This is a genomic window from Polaribacter sp. P097 (genome assembly GCF_036864555.1).
GTDB lineage: Bacteria > Bacteroidota > Bacteroidia > Flavobacteriales > Flavobacteriaceae > Polaribacter.
Window position 1 is genome coordinate 16,218 of sequence record NZ_JAZETJ010000001.1, and the last position, 21,560, is coordinate 37,777.

Sequence of the window (21,560 nt, forward strand, 5' to 3'; positions counted from 1 at the left end):
GCTTCTAATTTATCTTATATTTCTTTAAAAATTTAGGTAACTTGCTGCAGCAAAAATACAGTATTAAATGACAAGTGAAGATTTTATCATTAGAGAAATTCAACCTAAGGATGATGCTGCTTTAGCTAAAGTTATTCGTGAAGTAATTTTAGAAATGGGTGCACCAAAAGTTGGTACAGCCTATGAAGATAAAGCCACAGATAACATGTATCAACAATATCAAAAACCTACAAGTGTTTACTATGTTGTTACTCATAACAATAAAGTAGTTGGTGGTGCTGGTATTGCACAGTTAGATAATTTTGAAGACAGCACTTGCGAATTACAAAAAATGTACTTTTTACCAATTGCTAGAGGTAAAGGTCTTGGTTCTAAATTAATTAAGCTATGTTTAGACAAAGCTAAAGATTTGGGGTTTACCAATTGTTATTTAGAAACCCTACCTTACATGCAAGCAGCTGTAAAACTTTACAAAAGAAATGGTTTTATAAATTTAGAAAAACCAATGGGAAATACTGCTCATTACAATTGTAATGTGTGGATGATTAAAGAAATATAAGTTATGATAACATATTACATTTTAGGAGGTGCACATTTACTACTGTTCTTTTGGGCTTTCTATAATATCTTATATTTTGGTGTTAAGCCTTCCAAATCTTTAAGTTGGATTTTAATCACTTTCTTTTTTCCTTTTCTTGGTGTATTTGCATTTATTCTATTTGGTATAAATCGAAGAAAAATCAAGTTTTTTGAACTAAAAGAAACTAAAAAGAGAAAGAATTTTATTGCAAAGTCTTTTGAAACAAAAGATGATGCCAACCTGGATGTTTTAAAAAACATCAAACAAAAAAAAATATCGCAACTTATATATAATACTACCAACATAAGTGCAGAAGAAAAAAACAATGTAACCCTTCTAAAAAATGGAAAGGAAACCTTTGAAGCACTTTACGAAGCTTTAAGAAATGCAAAGAAGTTTATACACCTTCAATACTATATTATAGAAAATGGTGAAGTGTTGTCTAAAATGCTTAAGATTATTGAAGAGAAAAGAAAAGAGGGTGTAGAAGTTAGAATTTTGTATGATACTATTGGTAGCTACTATTTAAAAAATAAAACTAAAAAACGATTAAAAGAAATTGGCGTAGAAATCTACCCAGAAACACCGTTTAAATTTGGTAGTTTTATTTTCTCTTTAAACTTTAGAAATCACAGAAAAATAGCCATAATTGATAATGAAATAGGTTTTACTGGTGGTGTAAATGTTACTGATGAGTATATACATGATAATGATCTTGGTATTTGGCAAGACACCCATTTACGCATAAATGGTTGTGCTGTAAATAGCATTCATAAATCTTTTTTACGAGATTTTTATTACGCAACAGAAAAAGATTTAACAACTACAGAAAAATATACAGAATTATGCAAGGATGAAGGTGATACCACCATACAAATTGTTTCTAGTGGACCAGATTATGATCAATCTGTGGTTATGCAACAATACTTGAGTTTTATCAACTTAGCAGAGAAAAGTATATGCGTGTTAAACCCATATTTTGTGCCTACTTTCGCAATTTTAGAAGCTTTTAAAATTGCTGCTTTAAGTGGCATTCAGGTTACCCTTTTATTACCTAAAAAAAGTGATTCTAAAGTAGCCACTTACAGCATGTATTCTTATTTTGAAACTTTATTAAAAGCTGGTGTAGAAATTTATTTGAGAGAAGACTTTTCTCATAGTAAAGTAATTTTTATTGATGATGATGTAGCTTCTGTTGGCTCAACGAATTTTGATTGCAGAAGTTTTGAGCATAACTACGAACTAAACGCAATTATTTACTGCAAAACCATTACATCCGAAATAAAACATGAGTTTGAAGAGCGAAAACAAAAAGCTAATAAATTAGATTTAGAAACTTTTAGAAAACGATCTAACAAACAGAAAACATTAGAAAGAATCTGTCGTTTTTTTAGCCCATTATTATAAGTATGACTTTAAAAGAATACAGAAACATTTTTACCACTTCTCTTTCACAATTGTATCCTAATACAGAAATAAATACATTTTTAGTGATATTGATTGATGAATTCTTGGATTTAAAACCAGTAGATTTAGTTGTAAAGTCTGATTTTAAAATCAACCAACAAAACCTAACTGATTTAAATAATGCCTTAGATAGATTAAAGAAAGAAGAACCTATTCAATATATTATTGGGCATACAGAGTTTTTTGGCTATTCTTTTCTAGTAAATAAAAACACACTTATTCCAAGACCTGAAACTGAAGAATTGGTTGCCTGGATTATTGAGGAAATAAATAACAACAATACTTATAAGAACAAAAATATTTCAATTTTAGATATTGGTACAGGCACAGGTTGTATACCCATTAGTTTAGCTAAAGAATTGCCAAATGCTACTATTTCTGCTATTGATGTTTCTGAAGAAGCATTAAAAATTGCTAAAAAAAATGCATTAGCTAATAAAGTAAACATCAATTTTATAGAAAGAGATATTTTAAATACATCGAATTTAGATGATAATTACGATATCATAATTTCAAATCCTCCTTATGTTAGAAATTTAGAAAAAGTTGAAATCAACAATAATGTTTTAGAGAATGAACCTCATCTTGCCTTGTTTGTAGAAGACAATAATCCTCTAATTTTTTATAATAAAATTGCTGATTTAGCTCTACATCATCTTACAAATAACGGCTCCTTATTTTTTGAAATCAATCAATATTTAGGCAAAGAAACCATTGCTTTACTTAAAAGCAAACATTATAAAACCATTGAATTAAGAAAAGACATTTTCAAAAATGACAGAATCCTTAAAGCAAATCTATAATTAAAATGTTCTTGAAATATTAAATCCAAAATGGATGTCTCCTCCAAAAAAATCGCCTGTAGTTTCTGCTATAAAACTTTTTTCAATCATGGTAATAGCATTAGATAAAATGAGCTGAAATACATGACCTCCTGTTTCTATATCTACACCAAAAGCTAAAGAATTTCTTGCATTTATAGAGGTTGATTTATCAAAGGCATAAAAATACTCACCATTAATAGAAACCCTTTTACTTACTTTAACTCTAGAGCCAAAACCTAATGCAAAAATATCGTGAGGATCTGCTGCTATACTCACTGTATTTCTATGAATGTAGGTAGGTGTTAATTGATATGAAAAAGAAGGGCTTACTTTTCTTGCAATTAAAACCTGTGAAACATAAGATAAACTTTCTGCAAAGGTTCTTTTATCATCAGGGTCGTAGTCTTTTAGTGTTTTTACTGCAACACTACCAAATAAAGATATAGCAAAAGGAAAAGGCTTTGCTCCTGTTTTTTGTTTAAACAAACTGTACTTTAAAAACCCATCGTAAGTTTTTTCGAAACTACTTCTACCTGCACCAATTGTTAAGTTGTCTGTTAATCCATATTCTAAAGAAAAACGAATGTTTGAATTGTCTAAACCAAACAAATCGTAAAAACCAGAATTTATACGTCCAAATCTATGAGAAATAATAAATTCTAACTCTCTGTCTTTTCTATTTTCTACTGAGTGCCCATTAATAATTCGAGTTCCTTTAAACGTAGATGTAACTATAGATTGATCTGTTTGTACATTTTCATCGTCTAAAATATCTAATAAATCATCTTGAGCATACATGAATGTACTTAAAAAGAATAGGAAAATTGTGGTTAGTAGGTTTTTCATTGGTATTATTTTTTGAATGGAGTGTGCTTAAAGTTAAAAGTTACTTTAATATTTTTAGCAATATTTTTAGCAACAACAGCAGGTATTTTAATATTAAAATCTTCTAAATTGATTAAGAAATTTCCTGTAGCAAAAATGGTATCATCTTTTTTATTCATGGTAGCAATAACAATAATTTCTTTAGCCACTCCATGAATATTTAAAATACCTTTTACTTTAAATTCATTTGGATTTTCTGAAAGCTCATTAAATTCTAATATTTCCCCTTTAAAAGTTGCTTTTGGGTATTTATCTGATTCTACATAATTTTCATTAAAATGTTCTTGCATTAATGCTTTATCAAACAAAAAGGACTTCATTAAAATAGAAATGGCCATTTTAGAATTACTAGCATCTATAATGCTTAAAACCTGATTATTATCTGCAGTAATATCTTCTAAAGGAGCTTTTGAGAAAAAGTTAATTGAACCGCTTTTTGTAAAATAACGTTCTTGTGAATTTACTGTTGCTAAACAAAAGCAAATACAGAAAATGGTAATAATTGATTTCATAATTTATTGATTTACAATTTCGGATTTAACTAAAACAACATCCATTAAATAACCTGTACATATGCCTTTAATGGTAACCAAATCGTTTTTTTTCAGCAACTTAAAATTACTAGTAGCTTCTCTAGACAAATTACATTGTACAGTTCCAAAATCATCTTCTGTTTTTAACGTAACAACTCCTAATTCATTTTCTACTTTCAAATTTTGAATAAGACCTTGAACTTGAATAATTTTATCTAAATATTGTGTGTTTGCCTTTATTTCATCATTAGAAAATTCTGAGAACAAATTCTCTGCAGTTACTGTTACATCAGCTTTCGCATCAGCAACATCTACATGTGGTTTGTTGTACACATTATAAGCCACAACTGCTATAACTATAGAAAGTAATATTATTGGTAGTACAATTTTTTTGAATTTCATATTTTCGCTTAATTGTTTAAAGCCCCTGCATCTACCCAACAAGCTATGGCTTCAATTTCTGAATTTGTTAAAGAACTTCCTTGGGGCATTCTTCTACTTTGCGTTTCTGATTTAACCAAATCTGCATTTGCTCTGGTATTTTCATACGTGGTTAAATCTGGAAAATTACCTCCATTTCCATGACATTGAACACAATTTACATCAATAATAGATTTTATATTTGATGAATAGGTTATGGTTGAACAAGGATCAACATCTGGATTTTCATCAACTATAGGTTCTTCTACGTTTGTTAAACAAGACATAAAAAAAAGCGATATACAAACTATAGGAAAAGTAAATTTTAGGTTGTAAGATAATTTCATTGGATTTGTTTTATTTGATAGTAAAGTAAACATATTATATTTAAAATGATACTATTAGATTCATTCAACAGGAAAATTTATGCTTAAAAAGGAAAAATCAGCGATCAAAAAATCAACAAAAATTTGAAAGCCTTACATATTTAACCACTGTTTAAACTCGGCAGCTTTATTTTTACTAATAATAATTTCTTCTGATGTTTTAGATTGTAAAAGTATTTTTAACTGACTTTTACCATACTTAATAATCTTATCTATGGCTGCTATACTAATTATAAATTGCCTGTTTGCTCTAAAAAATAAAGTAGCATCAAAATTGTTGTACATATCATCCAAACTCATATTTGTTGTAGATTTTTTACCATCAAAACAAACAACATAGGTAATAGTATTTTCGGTGTAAACGTAAGCAATATCTGAAATTGCTATTGGTACTAACTCATTTCTAATATAGGTAAGTATTCTTTTCTTTTCTTGCTCAGTATTGTCATCAGAAGTTATTTCTACAGGTTCTTCTACTACTCTCTCTTTGTAAGAAATTAAATCTGCATTCAACTTAGATAAGTTGATAACCTCTGAGGTTAAAGAGGCGTACTTTGTTTCTAATTGCTTTTCGTAAGCACTACCTAAATAACGAACTACTATAAAAGTAAGTAAGGTAATTAAGATACCCATTATAAAAAACGTGAGGTAGAAATCTGATTTTAAACCAGAAAACTGTGCTCTAACATTTTTGATATTCACATTGGCTGCTACAATTAAATCAGAATTTTTAACAGGAGAAATATAAATAACCCCTGATTCTATTTCCTTACTACTCTTTAAAATATCATAAAACTCATCTGAATAGTTTTTGCCAATTAATGATGCCAATAATTTTTCATTAGAATTTAAAGGTTGGCCTACCTTTAATTTATTCGGATTTGCAACTTCATTTCCACTCCAATTAAAAACACTAATAAACCAAGTATCTGTTGCATTTATAGACAAATTTTCTTGAATACGTTCTAAACTTTCTTGTTTAGAAATGTTATTATCTAACTGAAAACTCAAAAAATCTGCAATTTCATTAGTCTCTCTTTTTGCAGACTCTACTTGAACTTCTATTAGTTGCTTAGCACTTGCTTTAATTAAGAATTGCGAAATAAAAATAGCACCCAATAAAAATATTAGAGCTATAGATAAAAAAGTAAATAAATAAAGTTTGTCTTTTTTCATATGATACTAAAATTGAACAAGATAAGATTATTCTAAGTTATTACTGAAAAATATGTTCGTCTTTAAAGCTCAATTTTCCTTTTCAGTTAGTTTTTTAGAACAGAAACTAACAATCTTACTAAATTAGCAATATAATGAAGAGAAAAAAATACATTTTAGTAATTCTCATATTACTAATTTTAATGTTTGTGATCAAATATGCTTTTGTATCTGAAGATTATAAGCAGACAGAGAATTTGTTTGACAAAACACCAGAACTCATTTTAAATGCAAATGATCTTACAAATGCATATGTAAAAAATGAAGAAAATTCAAACAAATTATACGCTGGTAAAATTATTGAAGTGATAGGTATAGTTGAAGAAACAACTACATTAAATAACAGAAATACCATTATTTTAGCAAGTGAACATAATTCTTTTGGTGTTATTTGCGATATAAATCCTAATTTCACAACTGAATTTAATCAGATACAAAAAAATCAAAAAATACAAGTAAAAGGCATTTGTAAAGGATTTTTAAAAGATGTAATACTATTAAATTGCTCAATAGAACTAAAACCAAATGAATAAACTATTACTGTTTCTATTAATCTTTTTTGCCATTGGCAACTCTGATTCTGAAGACAACCAATTTATTGCTAGACAAGGTCAGGTTACTTTTTTCTCTTACACTTCTGCAGAAAATATTGAAGCTAAGAACAACCAAGTACTAAGTATTTTTGATGTTGAAAAAAAAGAAATTGCTATTAGCATGTTAATGCGTGCCTTTGTCTTTAAAAAAGATTTAATGTACGAGCATTTTAATGAGAGTTATATTGAGTCAGACATTTATCCAAAGGCAAACTTTACAGGAACTATAATTGATTTTGATGCTAGTACAACAGAAAATCAAACTAAAATAATTCGAGGTAATTTAACCATTCATGGAATTACAAAACCAACTGAGATAAAGGCAAACATCGAAAAAACTAATGGAAATTATAGAATTTACGGAGATTTTAAAGTAAATGTAAATGATTTTCAAATCCAAATTCCGCAAATTTTAGCAAGTAATATTGCAAAAACCATTTTAGTAAATTTTGATTTTAAATACCAACCTTATGAAGAATAACAAAATAATTTTGCTTGGTTTTTTGTTTTTCATATCAACCAATTGCACCTTAAACGCTCAAGATTTATTAAATAAACTAAACAATGAGTTTCCTTCTGAAAACACAAATACAATTGCCACTTTTAAAACCACAAGAATTGGCTTAGGGCATTCTATTGAAACAAGAAAAAAGGGTGCTCTAGAAATATCACTTTACAACAGGTACTGGAATATTCCTAATTTTGAAGGACAGCGATTTTTAGCAGACGTTGCAAGCAGAAGATATGGCTTAAGCTATTCTTTTACAGATCATTTAACCTTTGGAATTGGCTATGAAGATCATGATAAAATTGCAGATGGTTTCTTAAAATACAAGTTACTACAGCAGAAGAACAATAAAAAAAATTGGGTTTCTGTTACCTTATTACAAACTATTTCTCACAGAACTTTGGAAAACACTAATACAAATTTGTATGCACCTAGCAGTTCTGATAATAAATATGCGTTTACAAGTCAGGTTTTAATTGCGAGAAAGTTAAACTCGAATTTGTCTTTACAAATTACGCCTACTTATATTAGAAGAGAAAACAACGAAACTACAAACGATCCTAATAATCAATTTGCGCTAGGTTTTGGAGGAAGACATAAAATTAGCAATCATGCTTCTATAGTTTCTGAATATTACTTGGTTGCTAATACTTTAAAATCAATAGAAACTTATAATACTTTTATGGTTGGAGTAAATTGGGAATTGGGTGATTTATTACTACAATTTCAAATGACTAATGCCAGAAACTTTGCTGAGGATACTTTTATCACCCAAACTAGAAATAATTTTAATGCCAAAGATGGTAATTTTCATTTCGGGTTTAATACAACTTTTGTGCTCCACACTAAAAAGAATAAGCTCAAATAAAAAAAGCCAATGAATTATTCATTGGCTTTTTTGTATACTTAATTTAAATATTACTTATTTAAATACATTTTACGTCTTGAATATAAATCGTAAAAGTCATCGTCTTTTAAACTATCTATAAATAAGATACTTTCTCCTGTAGATTTCATCTCTGGACCTAGTTTCTTATTCACATTTGGAAACTTGTTGAAAGAGAATACTGGTTGCTTAATTGCAAAACCATCTAATTGAGGATTAAAATCGAAATCTGTTACTTTCTTAGCGCCTAACATTACTTTAGTTGCATAATTCACATAAGGCTCTTTGTAAGCTTTTGCAATAAAAGGTACTGTTCTAGAAGCTCTAGGATTTGCTTCAATAATATAAACTGTATCATCCTTTATAGCAAACTGTATGTTTATTAAACCAACAGTTTTTAGAGCTCTAGCAATTGTATGTGTATGATCTTTAATTTGTTGCATTACAAACTCACCTAAGTTAAATGCTGGTAAGGTTGCATTAGAATCTCCTGAATGTATTCCACAAGGTTCTATGTGCTCCATAATTCCTATAATGTAAACATTACCATCAGCATCACAAATTGCATCTGCTTCTGCTTCAATTGCTCCATCTAAATAATGGTCTAACAATAGTTTGTTATTTGGCATTCTACCTAATAAATCTACTACATGCTCTACCAATTCTTCTTTATTGATGACAATTTTCATTCCTTGACCACCTAATACATAAGAAGGTCTTACTAAAATAGGAAAGTCTAATTCATCTGCTAAAGTTAAAGCCTCATCTGCAGTTTCTGCAATTCCGAATTGTGGATAAGGAATGTTATTCTCTTTTAACATTGATGAAAAACGTCCTCTATCTTCTGCAATATCTAACGCTTCAAAAGAAGTACCAATAATTTTAATTCCGTATTTTGTTAACTTCTCAGCTAACTTTAAAGCAGTTTGTCCTCCTAACTGAACAATAACACCTTCTGGTTTTTCATGACGAATAATATCATAAATATGTTCCCAGAAAACAGGCTCAAAATATAATTTATCTGCAGTATCAAAATCTGTAGAAACAGTTTCTGGATTACAATTAATCATAATTGTTTCATAACCACATTCTGCTGCTGCTAAAACCCCATGTACACAACAGTAATCAAACTCAATACCTTGCCCAATTCTATTTGGTCCTGAACCTAAAACAATTACCTTTTTTCTGTCTGAAACAATACTTTCATTGGCAATAGTAATATCACCTTCTGCAGTTTCAATTTCATTTTCAAAAGTTGAATAGTAGTAAGGTGTTTTTGCAGTAAATTCGGCAGCACAAGTATCTACTAACTTATAAACTCTTTGAATTTTAAGTTCTTCTCTTTTGCTATACACTTCACTTTCTAGACATTCTAGCATATGTGCTATTTGTCTATCTCCATATCCTTTTTGCTTTGCCTCTAATAATAAATCTCTCTCTATAGTATCTATTGTATAAGTAGAAATTTCTTTTTGTAGCTGAAATAACTCTTCATATTGTTTTAAATACCACATGTCTATTTTAGTGATATCGTAAATTTTACTTAGAGGAATTCCCATTGCAATTGCGTCGTAAATTGCAAAAACTCTATCCCAACTTGCGTTGGTTAATTTTTCTATAATTTGATTGTAGTTGGTATACCCTTTACCATCTGCTCCTAAACCATTTCTTTTTATTTCTAAAGATTGAGTGGCCTTGTGCAATGCTTCTTGAAAAGAGCGTCCAATACCCATAACTTCACCTACAGCTTTCATCTGTAAACCTAAAGTTCTGTCTGAACCTTCAAATTTATCAAAGTTCCAACGTGGAATTTTTACGATTACATAATCTAAAGTAGGCTCAAATAATGCTGATGTAGATTTTGTAATTCCGTTTTCTAATTCATCTAAAGTATAACCTATAGCTAATTTAGTAGCTACTTTTGCAATAGGGTAACCTGTTGCTTTAGAAGCTAATGCAGATGAACGAGAAACCCTAGGGTTAATTTCAATAGCAATAATTTCTTCTTTCTCATCTGGAGAAACTGCAAATTGTACATTACAACCACCTTCAAAATCACCAATAGAACGCATCATATGAATTGCCATATCACGCATTTTTTGATAAGTTTTGTCTGATAAAGTCATAGCAGGAGCAACTGTAATAGAATCTCCTGTATGAATACCCATAGGATCCATATTTTCTATAGAACAAATAATAACAACGTTATCATTCTTATCCCTTAACAGCTCTAATTCATACTCTTTCCAACCCATCATGGCTTTGTCAATCATCACCTCATGTATTGGTGATGCTTCTAAACCTCTACTTAATAACTCATCAAAATCTTCTGGATTATATACAATAGATGCACCTGCACCTCCTAGGGTATATGAAGAACGTATTACTAAAGGAAAACCAAAACGTTGTGCAATTTCTTTACCTTTTAAGAAAGATGTTGCTGTTTCTTGAGGAGCCATGTCTACCCCAATTTTTCCCATTAATTCTCTAAACTGCTCTCTATCTTCTGTAACATTAATGGCATTAATATCAACACCAATCATTTTTACGTTAAAATCTGACCAAATACCTTTGTCATCTGCTTCAATACATAAGTTTAATGCAGTTTGTCCACCCATTGTTGGTAAAACAGCATCAATTTGAGGATGCTCTTTTAAAATTTGGATAATAGACTTAGTAGTTAGTGGCAACAAATACACATGATCAGCCATAGATGGGTCTGTCATGATTGTTGCAGGATTCGAGTTAATTAAAATGGTTTCTATACCATCTTCTCTTAAAGAACGTAAAGATTGTGAACCAGAATAATCGAATTCACAAGCTTGACCAATAACAATAGGTCCAGATCCTATAATTAAAATTGATTTGAGGTCTTTTCTTTTTGGCATTGTAAGTTGTTGTATTTATTAGTTTTACAAAAATAGTTAGGGTTTGGGTATAAAAAAAGGTGTTACTTAAAAAAGTAACACCTAATATATTAACAATTGTTAATCATTTATCTTTTTGGTCTAGCTTCAGATGAAACAGATAATTTCTTTCTTCCTTTAGCTCTTCTACGTGCTAATACCTTTCTACCATTAGCAGAAGCCATTCTTTCCATGAAACCGTGTTTGTTTCTTCTCTTTCTCTTTGATGGTTGATACGTTCTTTTTGGCATTATCTGTATTTTTAAAAATCTTCTTAATTATTTTCTTTTCGCTATAAGATTATCACCTTATTAAAAGCGTGTGCAAATATACAACTGTTTTTATTTTTGACAAATACTATTTGAAAAAAAATAGAAAATTATTTAATCCTTCTAAAAATTCGCTTAAAACACTTCTTAATCAGCTGTTCTTCGCTTTTGTATGTGGCAATTTTACCATCATCTTCATAAGAATTTGTATCAAAATTAAAATTTGCGCTATCATAAACAGAACCTTGACATTGTATTTCTATAGGTGTTGTATTGTTTTTTAGATCTATAATTTTTAAAAACACAACAGAACCAGCTAATAAATTACTTTGAAATTTTAAACCATTATATCTAGAATCATTAGTTTTATTGATTTGCTGTGCACTTAATATTTTTGTTAAAACTAAATAATCTATATCTGTAGTTTGCTTTATAATATCTAAATATTCTTGAGTCGGATGATAGTCAAGTTTTAAAGGAATGACAATTTTGCCATTGGCATCTTTATACTTTCGTTTCAGGTAAGATTGATTTTTAAACTCTTCTTTAAAGAAATCTATTACATAATCATTATAGCCATCAGTGCTTTTTGCCAAATAATTTTGTTGAGTGCTATTTATGAGATATTTTACATTTTTATTATAATCTAAGGTTGATGTTACCCAAAGATCTTCTAAAATATAATTTGCAGATTTTCTTTCAAAGTGATTGGGAAATAAGATTGAACAGCCACTAAATATTGTAATAAGACAAAATAATAGTATTTTTTTCATGCTCATAAAGCATCAAAAGTTATTCCAAATTATTTTTTACAATTATGCATCTTTTTATTTGAGATAAAAAGCAGAGTTAGTACTTTTGCCCAAACCTAAAAGAACCATGCACAATACTAAATACGTTTTTGTAACAGGAGGCGTAACTTCATCACTTGGAAAAGGAATTATAGCTGCTTCATTAGCAAAACTATTGCAAGAAAGAGGCTTTTCTGTAACGATTCAAAAATTAGACCCTTATATTAATATTGATCCAGGAACATTAAACCCATATGAACATGGAGAATGTTATGTTACTGATGATGGTGCTGAAACTGACTTAGACTTAGGTCATTATGAGCGTTATTTAAACATACCAACTTCTCAAGCCAATAATGTAACTACAGGTAGAATTTATCAATCTGTAATTAACAAAGAGCGAAAAGGAGAGTTTTTAGGAAAAACAGTACAGGTAATTCCACATATAACTGATGAAATTAAACGTAGAATTCAACTTTTAGGCGAAACTGGTGAGTATGATATTGTTATTACAGAAATTGGTGGAACTGTAGGTGATATAGAATCTTTACCTTATGTAGAGTCTGTAAGACAAATGCTTTGGGAAAAAGGTGAAGAAAACGCAATTGTAATTCACTTAACCTTAGTACCTTATTTAGCTGCTGCAGGTGAGTTAAAAACAAAACCTACACAGCATTCTGTTAAAATGTTAATGCAAAGTGGAGTTAGCCCAGATATTTTAGTATGTAGAACAGAACATGAAATTTCTGATGACATTAAACGTAAACTAGCTTTATTCTGTAATGTTAAAAAAGAAGACGTTATACAGTCTATTGATGCAGAAACAATTTATGATGTTCCTAATTTAATGCTGAATGAAGGATTAGATGAAGTGGTTTTAAATAAACTACAATTAGAATCTAAAAAGAAACCTGCTTTAAAAACTTGGAATAGCTTTTTACAGAAACATAAAAACCCAAAGTCTGAAGTAGAAATAGGTTTAATAGGGAAATATATAGAATTACAAGATTCTTATAAATCGATTACAGAAGCATTTATACATGCTGGCTCATCTAACGAAACTAAGGTTAAAGTAAGATGGATTCATTCAGAAAGTTTATCTCCTAAATCTGTTGAAAAAAAATTAGCAGGTTTAAATGGAATTTTAGTTGCTCCTGGTTTTGGAGATAGAGGAATTGAAGGTAAAATAAAAGCGGTTAAATACGCTAGAGAAAATAACATTCCGTTTTTTGGTATTTGCTTAGGTATGCAAATGTCTGTCATTGAATTTGCAAGAAACGTACTTAATTTAGAAGGTGCTAGTTCATCTGAAATGAATAAAAGTGCAAAGCATCCTGTTATTAACTTAATGGATAGCCAAAAAAATGTAACCAACAAAGGTGGCACAATGCGTTTGGGAGCTTGGGATTGTGAAATTAAGAAAGGATCTAAGGTTTACGATGCTTATCAATCTGAATTGATTAGCGAAAGACACAGACATAGATATGAGTTTAACAACACCTATTTAGAACAAATGGAAAGTGCTGGTTTAAAGGCTACTGGTATTAACCCTAAAACAGGTTTGGTAGAAGTTGTTGAATTAGAAAATCATCCTTGGTTTGTAGGTGTTCAATATCACCCTGAATACAAAAGTACAGTATTGAAACCTCATCCTTTATTTGTAGATTTCATTAAAGCTGCTTTAAAACAATCTAAAAAATAGGGTTTTTATAAACTTCATTTTAAAGTGGAACACTAATTGAACTATTAAAAAGTATATTATTTAAGAGTAGAAAATCAATCAAAAATCTGCTTTTTAACTACATTTGTCGCGTTTAATACAAGAATATATCTTGCTAAAGTGACAAACTGACATTTTAATTTACACATGGAACAAAAAAAATTCGATTACAATTCTTTTATAGGAATGATTCTTCTTGCAGGAATTTTGTTGTGGTACTTTAATACCAACAAGCCAGAAGAATTGGAAGAGCAACAACCACAAGAAATTGTAGAAACTACTTCAAATAATGACAAGGAAAACACCAAAAACATTGCAGCACCAGTTTTTGAAAATGATTCTTTAAAACAAATTGCTTTACAAAATAAATTAGGTGCTTTTGCACAAAGTGCATTAAATGGTAAAGAAGGCACTACTGTAATTGAAAATAGTTTGGTAAAATTAACTATTGATAACAAAGGTGGACAAATTGTAAAAGCTTTGGTAAAAAATTACCAAACTTATGATTCACTTCCATTATATATGATTAAGGATAATAATGCCTCTTTCAATATCAATTTTGGAACTACAGACAATAGAATTTTAAATACTAAAGATTTATTCTTTGAACCTTCTTTAACAAATAGTGGAGAAAACACAGTGCTATCTATGAAATTAAAGGTTTCTGATAGTCAATATTTAGAATACAGATACGAAGTAAAACCAGATGATTATTTTGTTGATTTTTCTATAAGATCACAAGGTTTAGATGGCGTATTTAATTCATCTAATCCTATCAACTTAGATTGGACTTTAGATGGTTTTAGACACGAAAGAAGTTTAAAGACAGAGAATACCATGTATTCTTACTACTATTATAAAAGTGAAGATGAAGTTGAGTATTTAAATGCAGGTAATACAGAAATTGCCAATGATATAGATTGGGTTGCTTATAAACAGCACTTTTTCATGTCTAACTTGTTAACAGACACACCTTTTAACAATGCAACTGTAACCTCTTCAGATTTAGTTGAAGACGAAAAATTAGATACCGTTTTTACAAAAAGATATGAATTAAAAACTCCTTTAGCTTTAACAGGTGGGGAATTAAATTATAACATGAAATGGTTCTATGGACCAAGTGATTATAATTTATTAAAAACTTTTGAAGGCACAGATTTAGATGAAACTGCAGATTTAGGTTGGGGAATTTTTGGATTCTTAAACAGAAACGTATTTTATCCTGTATTTAATTTATTAGAAGGTTTCTTAAGTAACTACGGTTTAATTATTATTCTGATGACTATTGTTGTTCGTATTTTAATGTCCCCATTAGTTTATAAATCTTATTTATCTAGTGCAAAAATGAAGGTGATAAGACCTGAATTACAAGAGCTAAATAAAAAATATCCTGGTAAAGAAAATGCTATGAAACGTCAGCAAGAAACCATGGCGATTCAAAGAAAAGCAGGAGTAAATATGATGTCTGGTTGTATACCTGCATTATTACAAATGCCGATATTCTTTGCATTATTTAAGTTTTTCCCAACAAACATTGCTTTACGTCAAGAAAGCTTTTTATGGGCGCCAGATTTATCATCTTATGATGTAATATTTAATCTTCCTTTCGAAATTCCGTTTTATGGAGATCATGTAAGTTTATTTCCAATTTTAGCTTCTATTGCTATATTCTTTTATATGAGAATGAACCAAAGTCAGCAAGCTAATATGCAAGCACCTACTCAAGAAGGGATGCCAGATATGAGTAAAATGATGAAATACATGATTTACTTCTCACCTATTATGATGTTAATTTTCTTTAATAGATATGCAAGTGGATTAAGTTTGTATTACTTTATTTCTAACTTATTAACTATCTCTATTATGTTAGTAATTAAGAACTATGTAATTGATGAAGAAAAGATTCATGCTCAAATAGAAGAGAATAAAAAACGTCCTGAAAAAGCAAAAAGCAAATTCAGACAAAGAATTGATGCTGCAATGAAACAAGCACAAGAGCAGCAAGCAAGACAACAGAAAAAATAGCAAGTAGTACTTGTAATTAAATAGAAAAACCCAAAACGATTACGTTTTGAGTTTTTCTTATTATATTTAAAATATGAATAAGAAAATCTTCAACTTATTGCCATTCGTCCTTTTAGGAATCTACTATTTTTTAATCCCTTTTAGTAGTTTTAATCAACAAATGATTTATCTATTTCTTGCAGTTTTAATTAGTATTTATGTTTTATCTAAAAAAAGAAATTTAAAGAAATCTAGAATTATTATGTTCATTTTAGCTTTAATTGCAACTGCATGTATCGCATTTATAAATTTTTAGTATCTAAGAATTTTGAACTAAGTTTTTACTCTTAAATCTACCATAGAATAAAATGTAAGCATAACAGATAATAGCCAAAATAAACGCTGTTTTAAAACCATAATTATCTATTAAGCTACCAAAGGTAAAAGGAATAATTGCACCACCCACAATTGCCATACATAACAAACCAGATGCTTGGGCTTTTAAATCTCCTAAACCTTCTAAACTTAACGTAAATATAGTTGGAAACATTATCGAATTAAATAACCCAACAGCCAAAATAGACCACATAGAAAGTAAGCCTACTGTGTTTATTGAAATAAAAATCAGGGTAATTGCAAAGCCTGCAAAAATGGCTAATACTTTACCAGGAGCTAAAATTTTAGTTAAATAAGCCCCTATGAATCTACCAATCATTGCTCCTCCCCAATAAAAAATCACAAAAATTCCTAATAATGATTTTGGATCTGCTTCAGAAAACGATTTATTAAAAACACTCGCAATTGTATTTGCAATGCCCATCATTGTTTCATTCTGAGAAACAACTGTTGCCAAATTCATAGTATCAAAATAATTTACTAAAAAACTACCAATCGCAACTTCAGCACCCACATAAACAAATATGCCTAATGCCCCCATTAACATCATTTTATTTTTTAGCAAAGTAAAATAACCACCTTTAGGTGACTCTTGCATAACTTTAGGCAGTTTTATAAATGCAAATATTAAAGCCAAAACGATTATAGCTAGCGCTATTATAAAAAATGGTGTTTGCACAGTTTCAGCTTCAGCAATATAATAGTTACTCTTCTCTAAATCGCTTAAAATGGCTATCTCTGCAGATGATTTTACAGAATCACTTAATAAAAACAGTGCACCAATAATGGGTGCAATTGTGGTTCCTAAAGAATTAAATGCTTGCGATAAATTTAGCCTACTACTTGCTCCTTTTTCATTACCCAGTAAAGCTACATAAGGATTTGCTGCTACTTGCAATACTGTAATACCACCAGCCAATGTAAAATAACCAATTAAAAAAATAGTAAAATTTCTATATTCTGAAGCAGGATAAAATAACAAACAACCCAAGGCCATTGTAAGTAAACCAAAAACAATTCCTTTTTTGTAACCAATTTTAGATAAAATAAAACCTGCAGGTAATGAAAAAACGAAGAAGGCTGTAAAAAAAGCAAACTGAATTAAAACTGTTTTTGCATATGAAATTTCAAAAACATCCTTTAATCTTGGCACTAAACTATCTACCAAAACCGTGATAAAGCCCCAAAGAAAAAACAAGGTAGTTAAAAAGATAAATGCACTTTTATAGGATTTAGTTGTGGTTGACATAGAATAGTTTTAAACTTTATTGAAAAAATCTGACTTTATATTTTGGTTTAATTTGTCTTTATAAACATTGTAACTAAACCATTCATGAATTGAAAAAGCACCTGTTTCTCCCATTTTATTTACTGCAATATAACCAACTTGAAAATCTTTATAGTTTTTACCAGGCTTATTTACAATTCTACCTATAGCTTCTTCACAAGCTTCTTGAGGCGTTTTACCTTGCCTCATTAATTCTACAATAAGAAAGCTTCCAACAGTTTTTAAAACCTCTTCACCTAAACCAGTAGCAGCAGCTCCACCAACTTCATTATCTACAAACAAACCACCACCAATTATTGGCGAGTCTCCTACTCTACCTGCCATTTTATAAGCCAAACCACTTGTAGTACAGGCTCCAGAAATATCACCTTCTTTATCTAAAGCTAACATCCCTATTGTATCGTGATTTTCAATATTAATAATTGGTTTGTATTCTGATTTTTCTTTCCATTTCTCCCAATCTTTTTTAGATTTTTCAGTTAGCAAATTTTCTCTTTTAAAACCCTGACTTACTGCGAATTGCTCTGCTCCTTCTCCAACCAGCATAACATGTGGTGTTTCCTCCATAACTTTTCTAGCTACAGAAATTACATGCTTTATATTTTTTACGCCCAAAACAGACCCATAATCTCCTTTAGCATCCATAATACAGGCATCTAAAGTTACATTTCCATCTCTATCAGGTAAACCTCCCAAACCAACTGTTTGATTTTTTTCATTAGCCTCTTCTATTCTACAACCTTGCTCAACAGCATCTAAAGCAGAACCCCCTTTTTCTAAAACTGCAGCTGCAGTTTCTACAGCCAAATCAGTTCTCCAAGTTGCAATTACCAAAGGTTTTATTGCTAAAGATTTATTTTTTCTAATCTCTTTCCTATCAAAATTTAAGATTGATGATGAAACAGTAGCCAAACCTAAGCCTGTAGCAGATGCTTTTTTTATAAAATTTCTTCTTTTCATTTTTTATTTAAATTGAATTTCATCCACAAACAACCAACTTTTTCCATTATGTTTTGCTCCTAAATGCCATTTTGGAAGTGCTCCTAACTTATTTGCAACTAACTTTACGTATCTAACTTTTGAATTCTTTGGATAATAAAATGTATATCCTTTTATACTTCTATCTTTTTGTTCTTCAACATCAATATCAAATTCACCCAAAGAAGCATAATTTATACCATCTTCTGAGACGAAACAAGTAATTTTAGTTGGTAGGAAAATCCAACTTTTTTGATCTTCTAAAAACTGTACTTTAATTCTACCATCATTATTTTTTACTTTGCCAAGATCAACCACAGCAACTAAATCCGTATCAAAATAACCTTGCCAAGTTCCAGTTCTAAAATCTTCTGCACCCATCACACCATCAATTAAAGCATTATCTCCACCTGCATTGTATTGATTTGCATATTCTGATTTTAAATCAATTTTAATATTCGGATCTATTTTGTAAAAATCGGTTCTAACTGTGGCACTTTTTACTCCATTTTTTTCAGCATAAACGTACAATGGAATTCCTTTATCAATCAAAATTGGGTTCTTATATTTTTTATAACCTCCTTTGTAACCTACTCTATAAAAAATAGAAGCTTCTTTATCTACATTTGCCAAAGTAACACTAGTACTTTCCTTAAAAGCAATATCTCCTTTTTCAATAAAAGGTGCAGTTACTATTAAATGATCATTGATAGCTGTAGAAGGAATGTGGTTATCATTTGTAGCCCAATCAGAAGGCGTATTTGTCATGGTAAACACTAATTTACCTCCGTTTATAATATCTTGATGATTTAGATATGAATAAATATAATCTTCTCCATTTAAAGTAGCAGATTGAATATAAATATTTTCTTCGGATTTATTTTTTGCTTCAATCGCAAACGATTTTCCATTTTCTAAATGTATTGTGGATTTTTCAAATAGTGGTGTACCAATAATATATTCGTTAGCTCCTGGAGTTACAGGATAAAAGCCCATAGATGAAAAAATATACCAAGCACTCATTTGTCCACAATCCTCATTACCAGAAATTCCATCAGGAGAATTTGTGTATAATTCCGTTAAAATTTGATTGACTTTCTCTTGAGTTTTAGAAGGTTTATTTACAAAATTATATAAGTAAGCCATGTGATGACTGGGTTCATTACCATGTGCATATTGCCCAATTAAACCTGTAATGTCTGCTTGATGACTACCAGATGTATTTTGGCTAGCAGAAAATAATTTATCTAAATTATTTTCTAGCTGGTTTTTACCTCCAAGCAATTTTATAAAACCAGTAATATCTTGAGGAACATAAAAACTATATTGCCATGCATTAGCTTCTGTATAATTAAAATTTACTTCATAAGGATCAAAAGGAGAAAACCATGAGTTTCTAAATCGACCACGCATAAATTGCGATTCTGGATCGAAAACATTTTTGTAGTATTGAGCTCTTTCTAAAAATGTTTGGTAATCTTTATCCTTACCCATACTTTCAGCCATTTTTGCAATAGACCAATCATCATAAGCATATTCTAAGGTTTTAGAAACTGACTCTGACTCATTTTCTACAGGGATAAAACCAAATTCTTTATAGTATTGCAACCCAAATTTATTTTGATTTGCAGAATGTTTCATTGCAGTAAACGCTTTATCTAAATCATAATTTCTGATGCCTTTTAAATAAGCATCTGCTATAACAGGTACTGCATGATAACCTATCATACAACCTGTATAATTTGCGGATAAATCCCAAATTGGCATAATGCCACCTTCATCATATTTTGCTAAAAAAGTATTTATAAAATGATTGGTTTTTTCTTGTTCTATGATAGTATATAAAGGATGTGCTGCTCTGTAAGTATCCCACAAAGAAAATACGGTATAATACTCAAAGTCATTTGTTTTGTGAATATTTAAATCCATTCCTCTATACCTCCCATCTATGTCTTGATATAAATTTGGAGCTAAAGCCACATGATACATAGAAGTATAAAAATTTGTTTTATTATCTTCATTATTATCTATCACTTCAATTTTCTGCAATTGCTGCTCCCAAATATCTTGAGCTTCTTTTTTAACTTGTTCAAAATTTTTATTTCCTATTTCAGCCTCTAAATTCTGCTTAGCACCTTTACTATCAACTGCAGAAATTCCGATTTTTACAAAAACAGTTTCATTCTTAGGGTTGTTTATTTTTAATGCAGCTTTTGACTGTTTTTGATTGTCTTCATATACTAACTCAAACTCATGAGACAACTCTACATAATAGAATAACTTTTGATTGCTAGCCCATGCTTTAGAGTGCCTAAAACCCTGAATTACTTTCGGTGTAACTTGAGTGATATTATGTGCTAATAATTCATCTCTGTGTTCTAAATCGAGTATTATATAGTTATTGCTTGAATCCGGAAATTGGTATTTATGCACTCCACTTCGTCTAGAAGTAGTTAGCTCCACACTAATATTAGTATCTTCTAATAGCACTTTGTAAAAACCTGGCTCAGCAATTTCATTTTCGTGAGAAAATTTTGATTTATAACCTTTATTACCATCTGCGCCATTATTAAAAATCATTTCATTTGTTGGCATTAACAAAACATCTCCATAATCAGAAACACCTGTTCCACTTAAATGTGTATGTGAAAAACCATAAATTTCATCATCTGAATAATGGTAACCAGAACAACCATCCCAACCATCTAATCTGGTATCTGGAGATAATTGCATCATTCCAAAAGGTAATGTAGCTCCTGGATATGTATGTCCATGACCACCTGTTCCAATAAACGGATTTACATAAGATATGAGTGATTTATCTTGGGAGATTGTAGCGTTAGAATTTTTATTCTGGCAAGATAATAACGCTATCAGAATAAAATAAAATACCGATTGTAGTTTCATTCTA

General features: G+C 29.8%; 19 protein-coding genes. 8 read left to right on the top strand and 11 right to left on the bottom strand.

What is annotated here, in order from left to right:
• Nucleotides 1-67 precede the first annotated feature (67 nt).
• Genes V7R38_RS00090 through prmC form a run of 3 tightly spaced genes read left to right on the top strand, consistent with a single transcriptional unit; the run spans nucleotide 68 to nucleotide 2,850 of the window.
• Nucleotides 68-559 (top strand): GNAT family N-acetyltransferase, encoded by a 492-nt coding sequence (locus V7R38_RS00090; protein ID WP_334055533.1) that lies wholly within the window; start codon nucleotides 68-70, stop codon nucleotides 557-559.
• A 3-nt stretch (nucleotides 560-562) separates the two neighbouring features.
• Entirely contained in the window at nucleotides 563-1,987 is a 1,425-nt protein-coding gene (gene cls / locus V7R38_RS00095; protein WP_334055534.1) for a cardiolipin synthase, read from the top strand.
• 2 nt (nucleotides 1,988-1,989) lie between these two features.
• Nucleotides 1,990-2,850 carry a peptide chain release factor N(5)-glutamine methyltransferase gene (gene prmC, locus V7R38_RS00100; protein ID WP_334055535.1) on the top strand — a complete coding sequence of 287 codons (861 nt, stop codon included), beginning with the start codon at nucleotides 1,990-1,992 and terminating at the stop codon, nucleotides 2,848-2,850.
• On the opposite strand, the gene V7R38_RS00105 is transcribed toward prmC, so the two are convergent.
• The 5 genes from V7R38_RS00105 to V7R38_RS00125 form a co-directional block, all read right to left on the bottom strand.
• Nucleotides 2,851-3,717 carry a DUF5777 family beta-barrel protein gene (locus V7R38_RS00105; RefSeq protein ID WP_334055536.1) on the bottom strand — a complete coding sequence of 289 codons (867 nt, stop codon included), beginning with the start codon at nucleotides 3,715-3,717 and terminating at the stop codon, nucleotides 2,851-2,853. It abuts the gene before it with no gap.
• Nucleotides 3,718-3,722: 5 nt separating this feature from the next.
• Nucleotides 3,723-4,268 (bottom strand): YceI family protein, encoded by a 546-nt coding sequence (locus V7R38_RS00110; protein ID WP_334055537.1) that lies wholly within the window; start codon nucleotides 4,266-4,268, stop codon nucleotides 3,723-3,725.
• A 3-nt stretch (nucleotides 4,269-4,271) separates the two neighbouring features.
• Nucleotides 4,272-4,691, bottom strand: a complete 420-nt coding sequence (locus V7R38_RS00115; protein ID WP_334055538.1) for an OB-fold putative lipoprotein — start codon at nucleotides 4,689-4,691, stop codon at nucleotides 4,272-4,274.
• An 8-nt stretch (nucleotides 4,692-4,699) separates the two neighbouring features.
• Entirely contained in the window at nucleotides 4,700-4,996 is a 297-nt protein-coding gene (locus V7R38_RS00120; RefSeq protein ID WP_334055539.1) for a c-type cytochrome, read from the bottom strand.
• Between the two features lie 192 nt (nucleotides 4,997-5,188).
• Entirely contained in the window at nucleotides 5,189-6,271 is a 1,083-nt protein-coding gene (locus V7R38_RS00125) for a LytR/AlgR family response regulator transcription factor (RefSeq protein WP_334055540.1), read from the bottom strand.
• A gap of 134 nt (nucleotides 6,272-6,405) precedes the next feature.
• Here V7R38_RS00125 and V7R38_RS00130 point away from each other — a divergent pair, with 134 nt between their 5' ends.
• Genes V7R38_RS00130 through V7R38_RS00140 form a run of 3 tightly spaced genes read left to right on the top strand, consistent with a single transcriptional unit; the run spans nucleotide 6,406 to nucleotide 8,279 of the window.
• Nucleotides 6,406-6,843: an OB-fold putative lipoprotein gene (locus V7R38_RS00130; RefSeq protein ID WP_334055541.1), complete on the top strand. Its 438-nt coding sequence runs from the start codon at nucleotides 6,406-6,408 to the stop codon at nucleotides 6,841-6,843.
• Nucleotides 6,836-7,384, top strand: coding sequence for a YceI family protein (locus tag V7R38_RS00135; protein WP_334055542.1), 549 nt, complete (start codon nucleotides 6,836-6,838; stop codon nucleotides 7,382-7,384). Before V7R38_RS00130 ends, V7R38_RS00135 begins: the two co-directional genes overlap by 8 nt.
• Complete coding sequence (locus V7R38_RS00140; RefSeq protein WP_334055543.1) at nucleotides 7,374-8,279, top strand: DUF5777 family beta-barrel protein; 906 nt, start codon at nucleotides 7,374-7,376, stop codon at nucleotides 8,277-8,279. Before V7R38_RS00135 ends, V7R38_RS00140 begins: the two co-directional genes overlap by 11 nt.
• Nucleotides 8,280-8,329: 50 nt before the next feature.
• On the opposite strand, the gene carB is transcribed toward V7R38_RS00140, so the two are convergent.
• From carB to V7R38_RS00155, 3 genes are all read right to left on the bottom strand, one after another.
• Nucleotides 8,330-11,185 carry a carbamoyl-phosphate synthase large subunit gene (gene carB, locus V7R38_RS00145; protein ID WP_334055544.1) on the bottom strand — a complete coding sequence of 952 codons (2,856 nt, stop codon included), beginning with the start codon at nucleotides 11,183-11,185 and terminating at the stop codon, nucleotides 8,330-8,332.
• Nucleotides 11,186-11,292: 107 nt separating this feature from the next.
• Nucleotides 11,293-11,454, bottom strand: a complete 162-nt coding sequence (gene rpmH, locus V7R38_RS00150; protein ID WP_015482384.1) for a 50S ribosomal protein L34 — start codon at nucleotides 11,452-11,454, stop codon at nucleotides 11,293-11,295.
• 128 nt (nucleotides 11,455-11,582) lie between these two features.
• Nucleotides 11,583-12,245 (bottom strand): hypothetical protein, encoded by a 663-nt coding sequence (locus tag V7R38_RS00155; RefSeq protein WP_334055545.1) that lies wholly within the window; start codon nucleotides 12,243-12,245, stop codon nucleotides 11,583-11,585.
• 106 nt (nucleotides 12,246-12,351) lie between these two features.
• Here V7R38_RS00155 and V7R38_RS00160 point away from each other — a divergent pair, with 106 nt between their 5' ends.
• The gene (locus V7R38_RS00160) at nucleotides 12,352-13,965 is read left to right on the top strand and encodes a CTP synthase (protein WP_015482382.1); all 1,614 of its coding nucleotides are present in this window, start codon (nucleotides 12,352-12,354) and stop codon (nucleotides 13,963-13,965) included.
• A gap of 165 nt (nucleotides 13,966-14,130) precedes the next feature.
• Nucleotides 14,131-16,008 (top strand): membrane protein insertase YidC, encoded by a 1,878-nt coding sequence (gene yidC, locus V7R38_RS00165; RefSeq protein WP_334055546.1) that lies wholly within the window; start codon nucleotides 14,131-14,133, stop codon nucleotides 16,006-16,008.
• A 298-nt stretch (nucleotides 16,009-16,306) separates the two neighbouring features.
• Here the strand turns inward: yidC and V7R38_RS00170 are convergent, their stop codons facing one another.
• The 3 genes from V7R38_RS00170 to V7R38_RS00180 are packed head-to-tail and all read right to left on the bottom strand — an operon-like array spanning nucleotide 16,307 to nucleotide 21,556.
• Nucleotides 16,307-17,632 carry a sugar MFS transporter gene (locus V7R38_RS00170; RefSeq protein ID WP_334055547.1) on the bottom strand — a complete coding sequence of 442 codons (1,326 nt, stop codon included), beginning with the start codon at nucleotides 17,630-17,632 and terminating at the stop codon, nucleotides 16,307-16,309.
• Between the two features lie 9 nt (nucleotides 17,633-17,641).
• Nucleotides 17,642-18,631, bottom strand: a complete 990-nt coding sequence (locus V7R38_RS00175) for a N(4)-(beta-N-acetylglucosaminyl)-L-asparaginase (RefSeq protein WP_334055548.1) — start codon at nucleotides 18,629-18,631, stop codon at nucleotides 17,642-17,644.
• Nucleotides 18,632-18,634: 3 nt separating this feature from the next.
• Entirely contained in the window at nucleotides 18,635-21,556 is a 2,922-nt protein-coding gene (locus V7R38_RS00180; protein WP_334055549.1) for a GH92 family glycosyl hydrolase, read from the bottom strand.
• Between the last annotated feature and the right edge of the window lie 4 nt (nucleotides 21,557-21,560).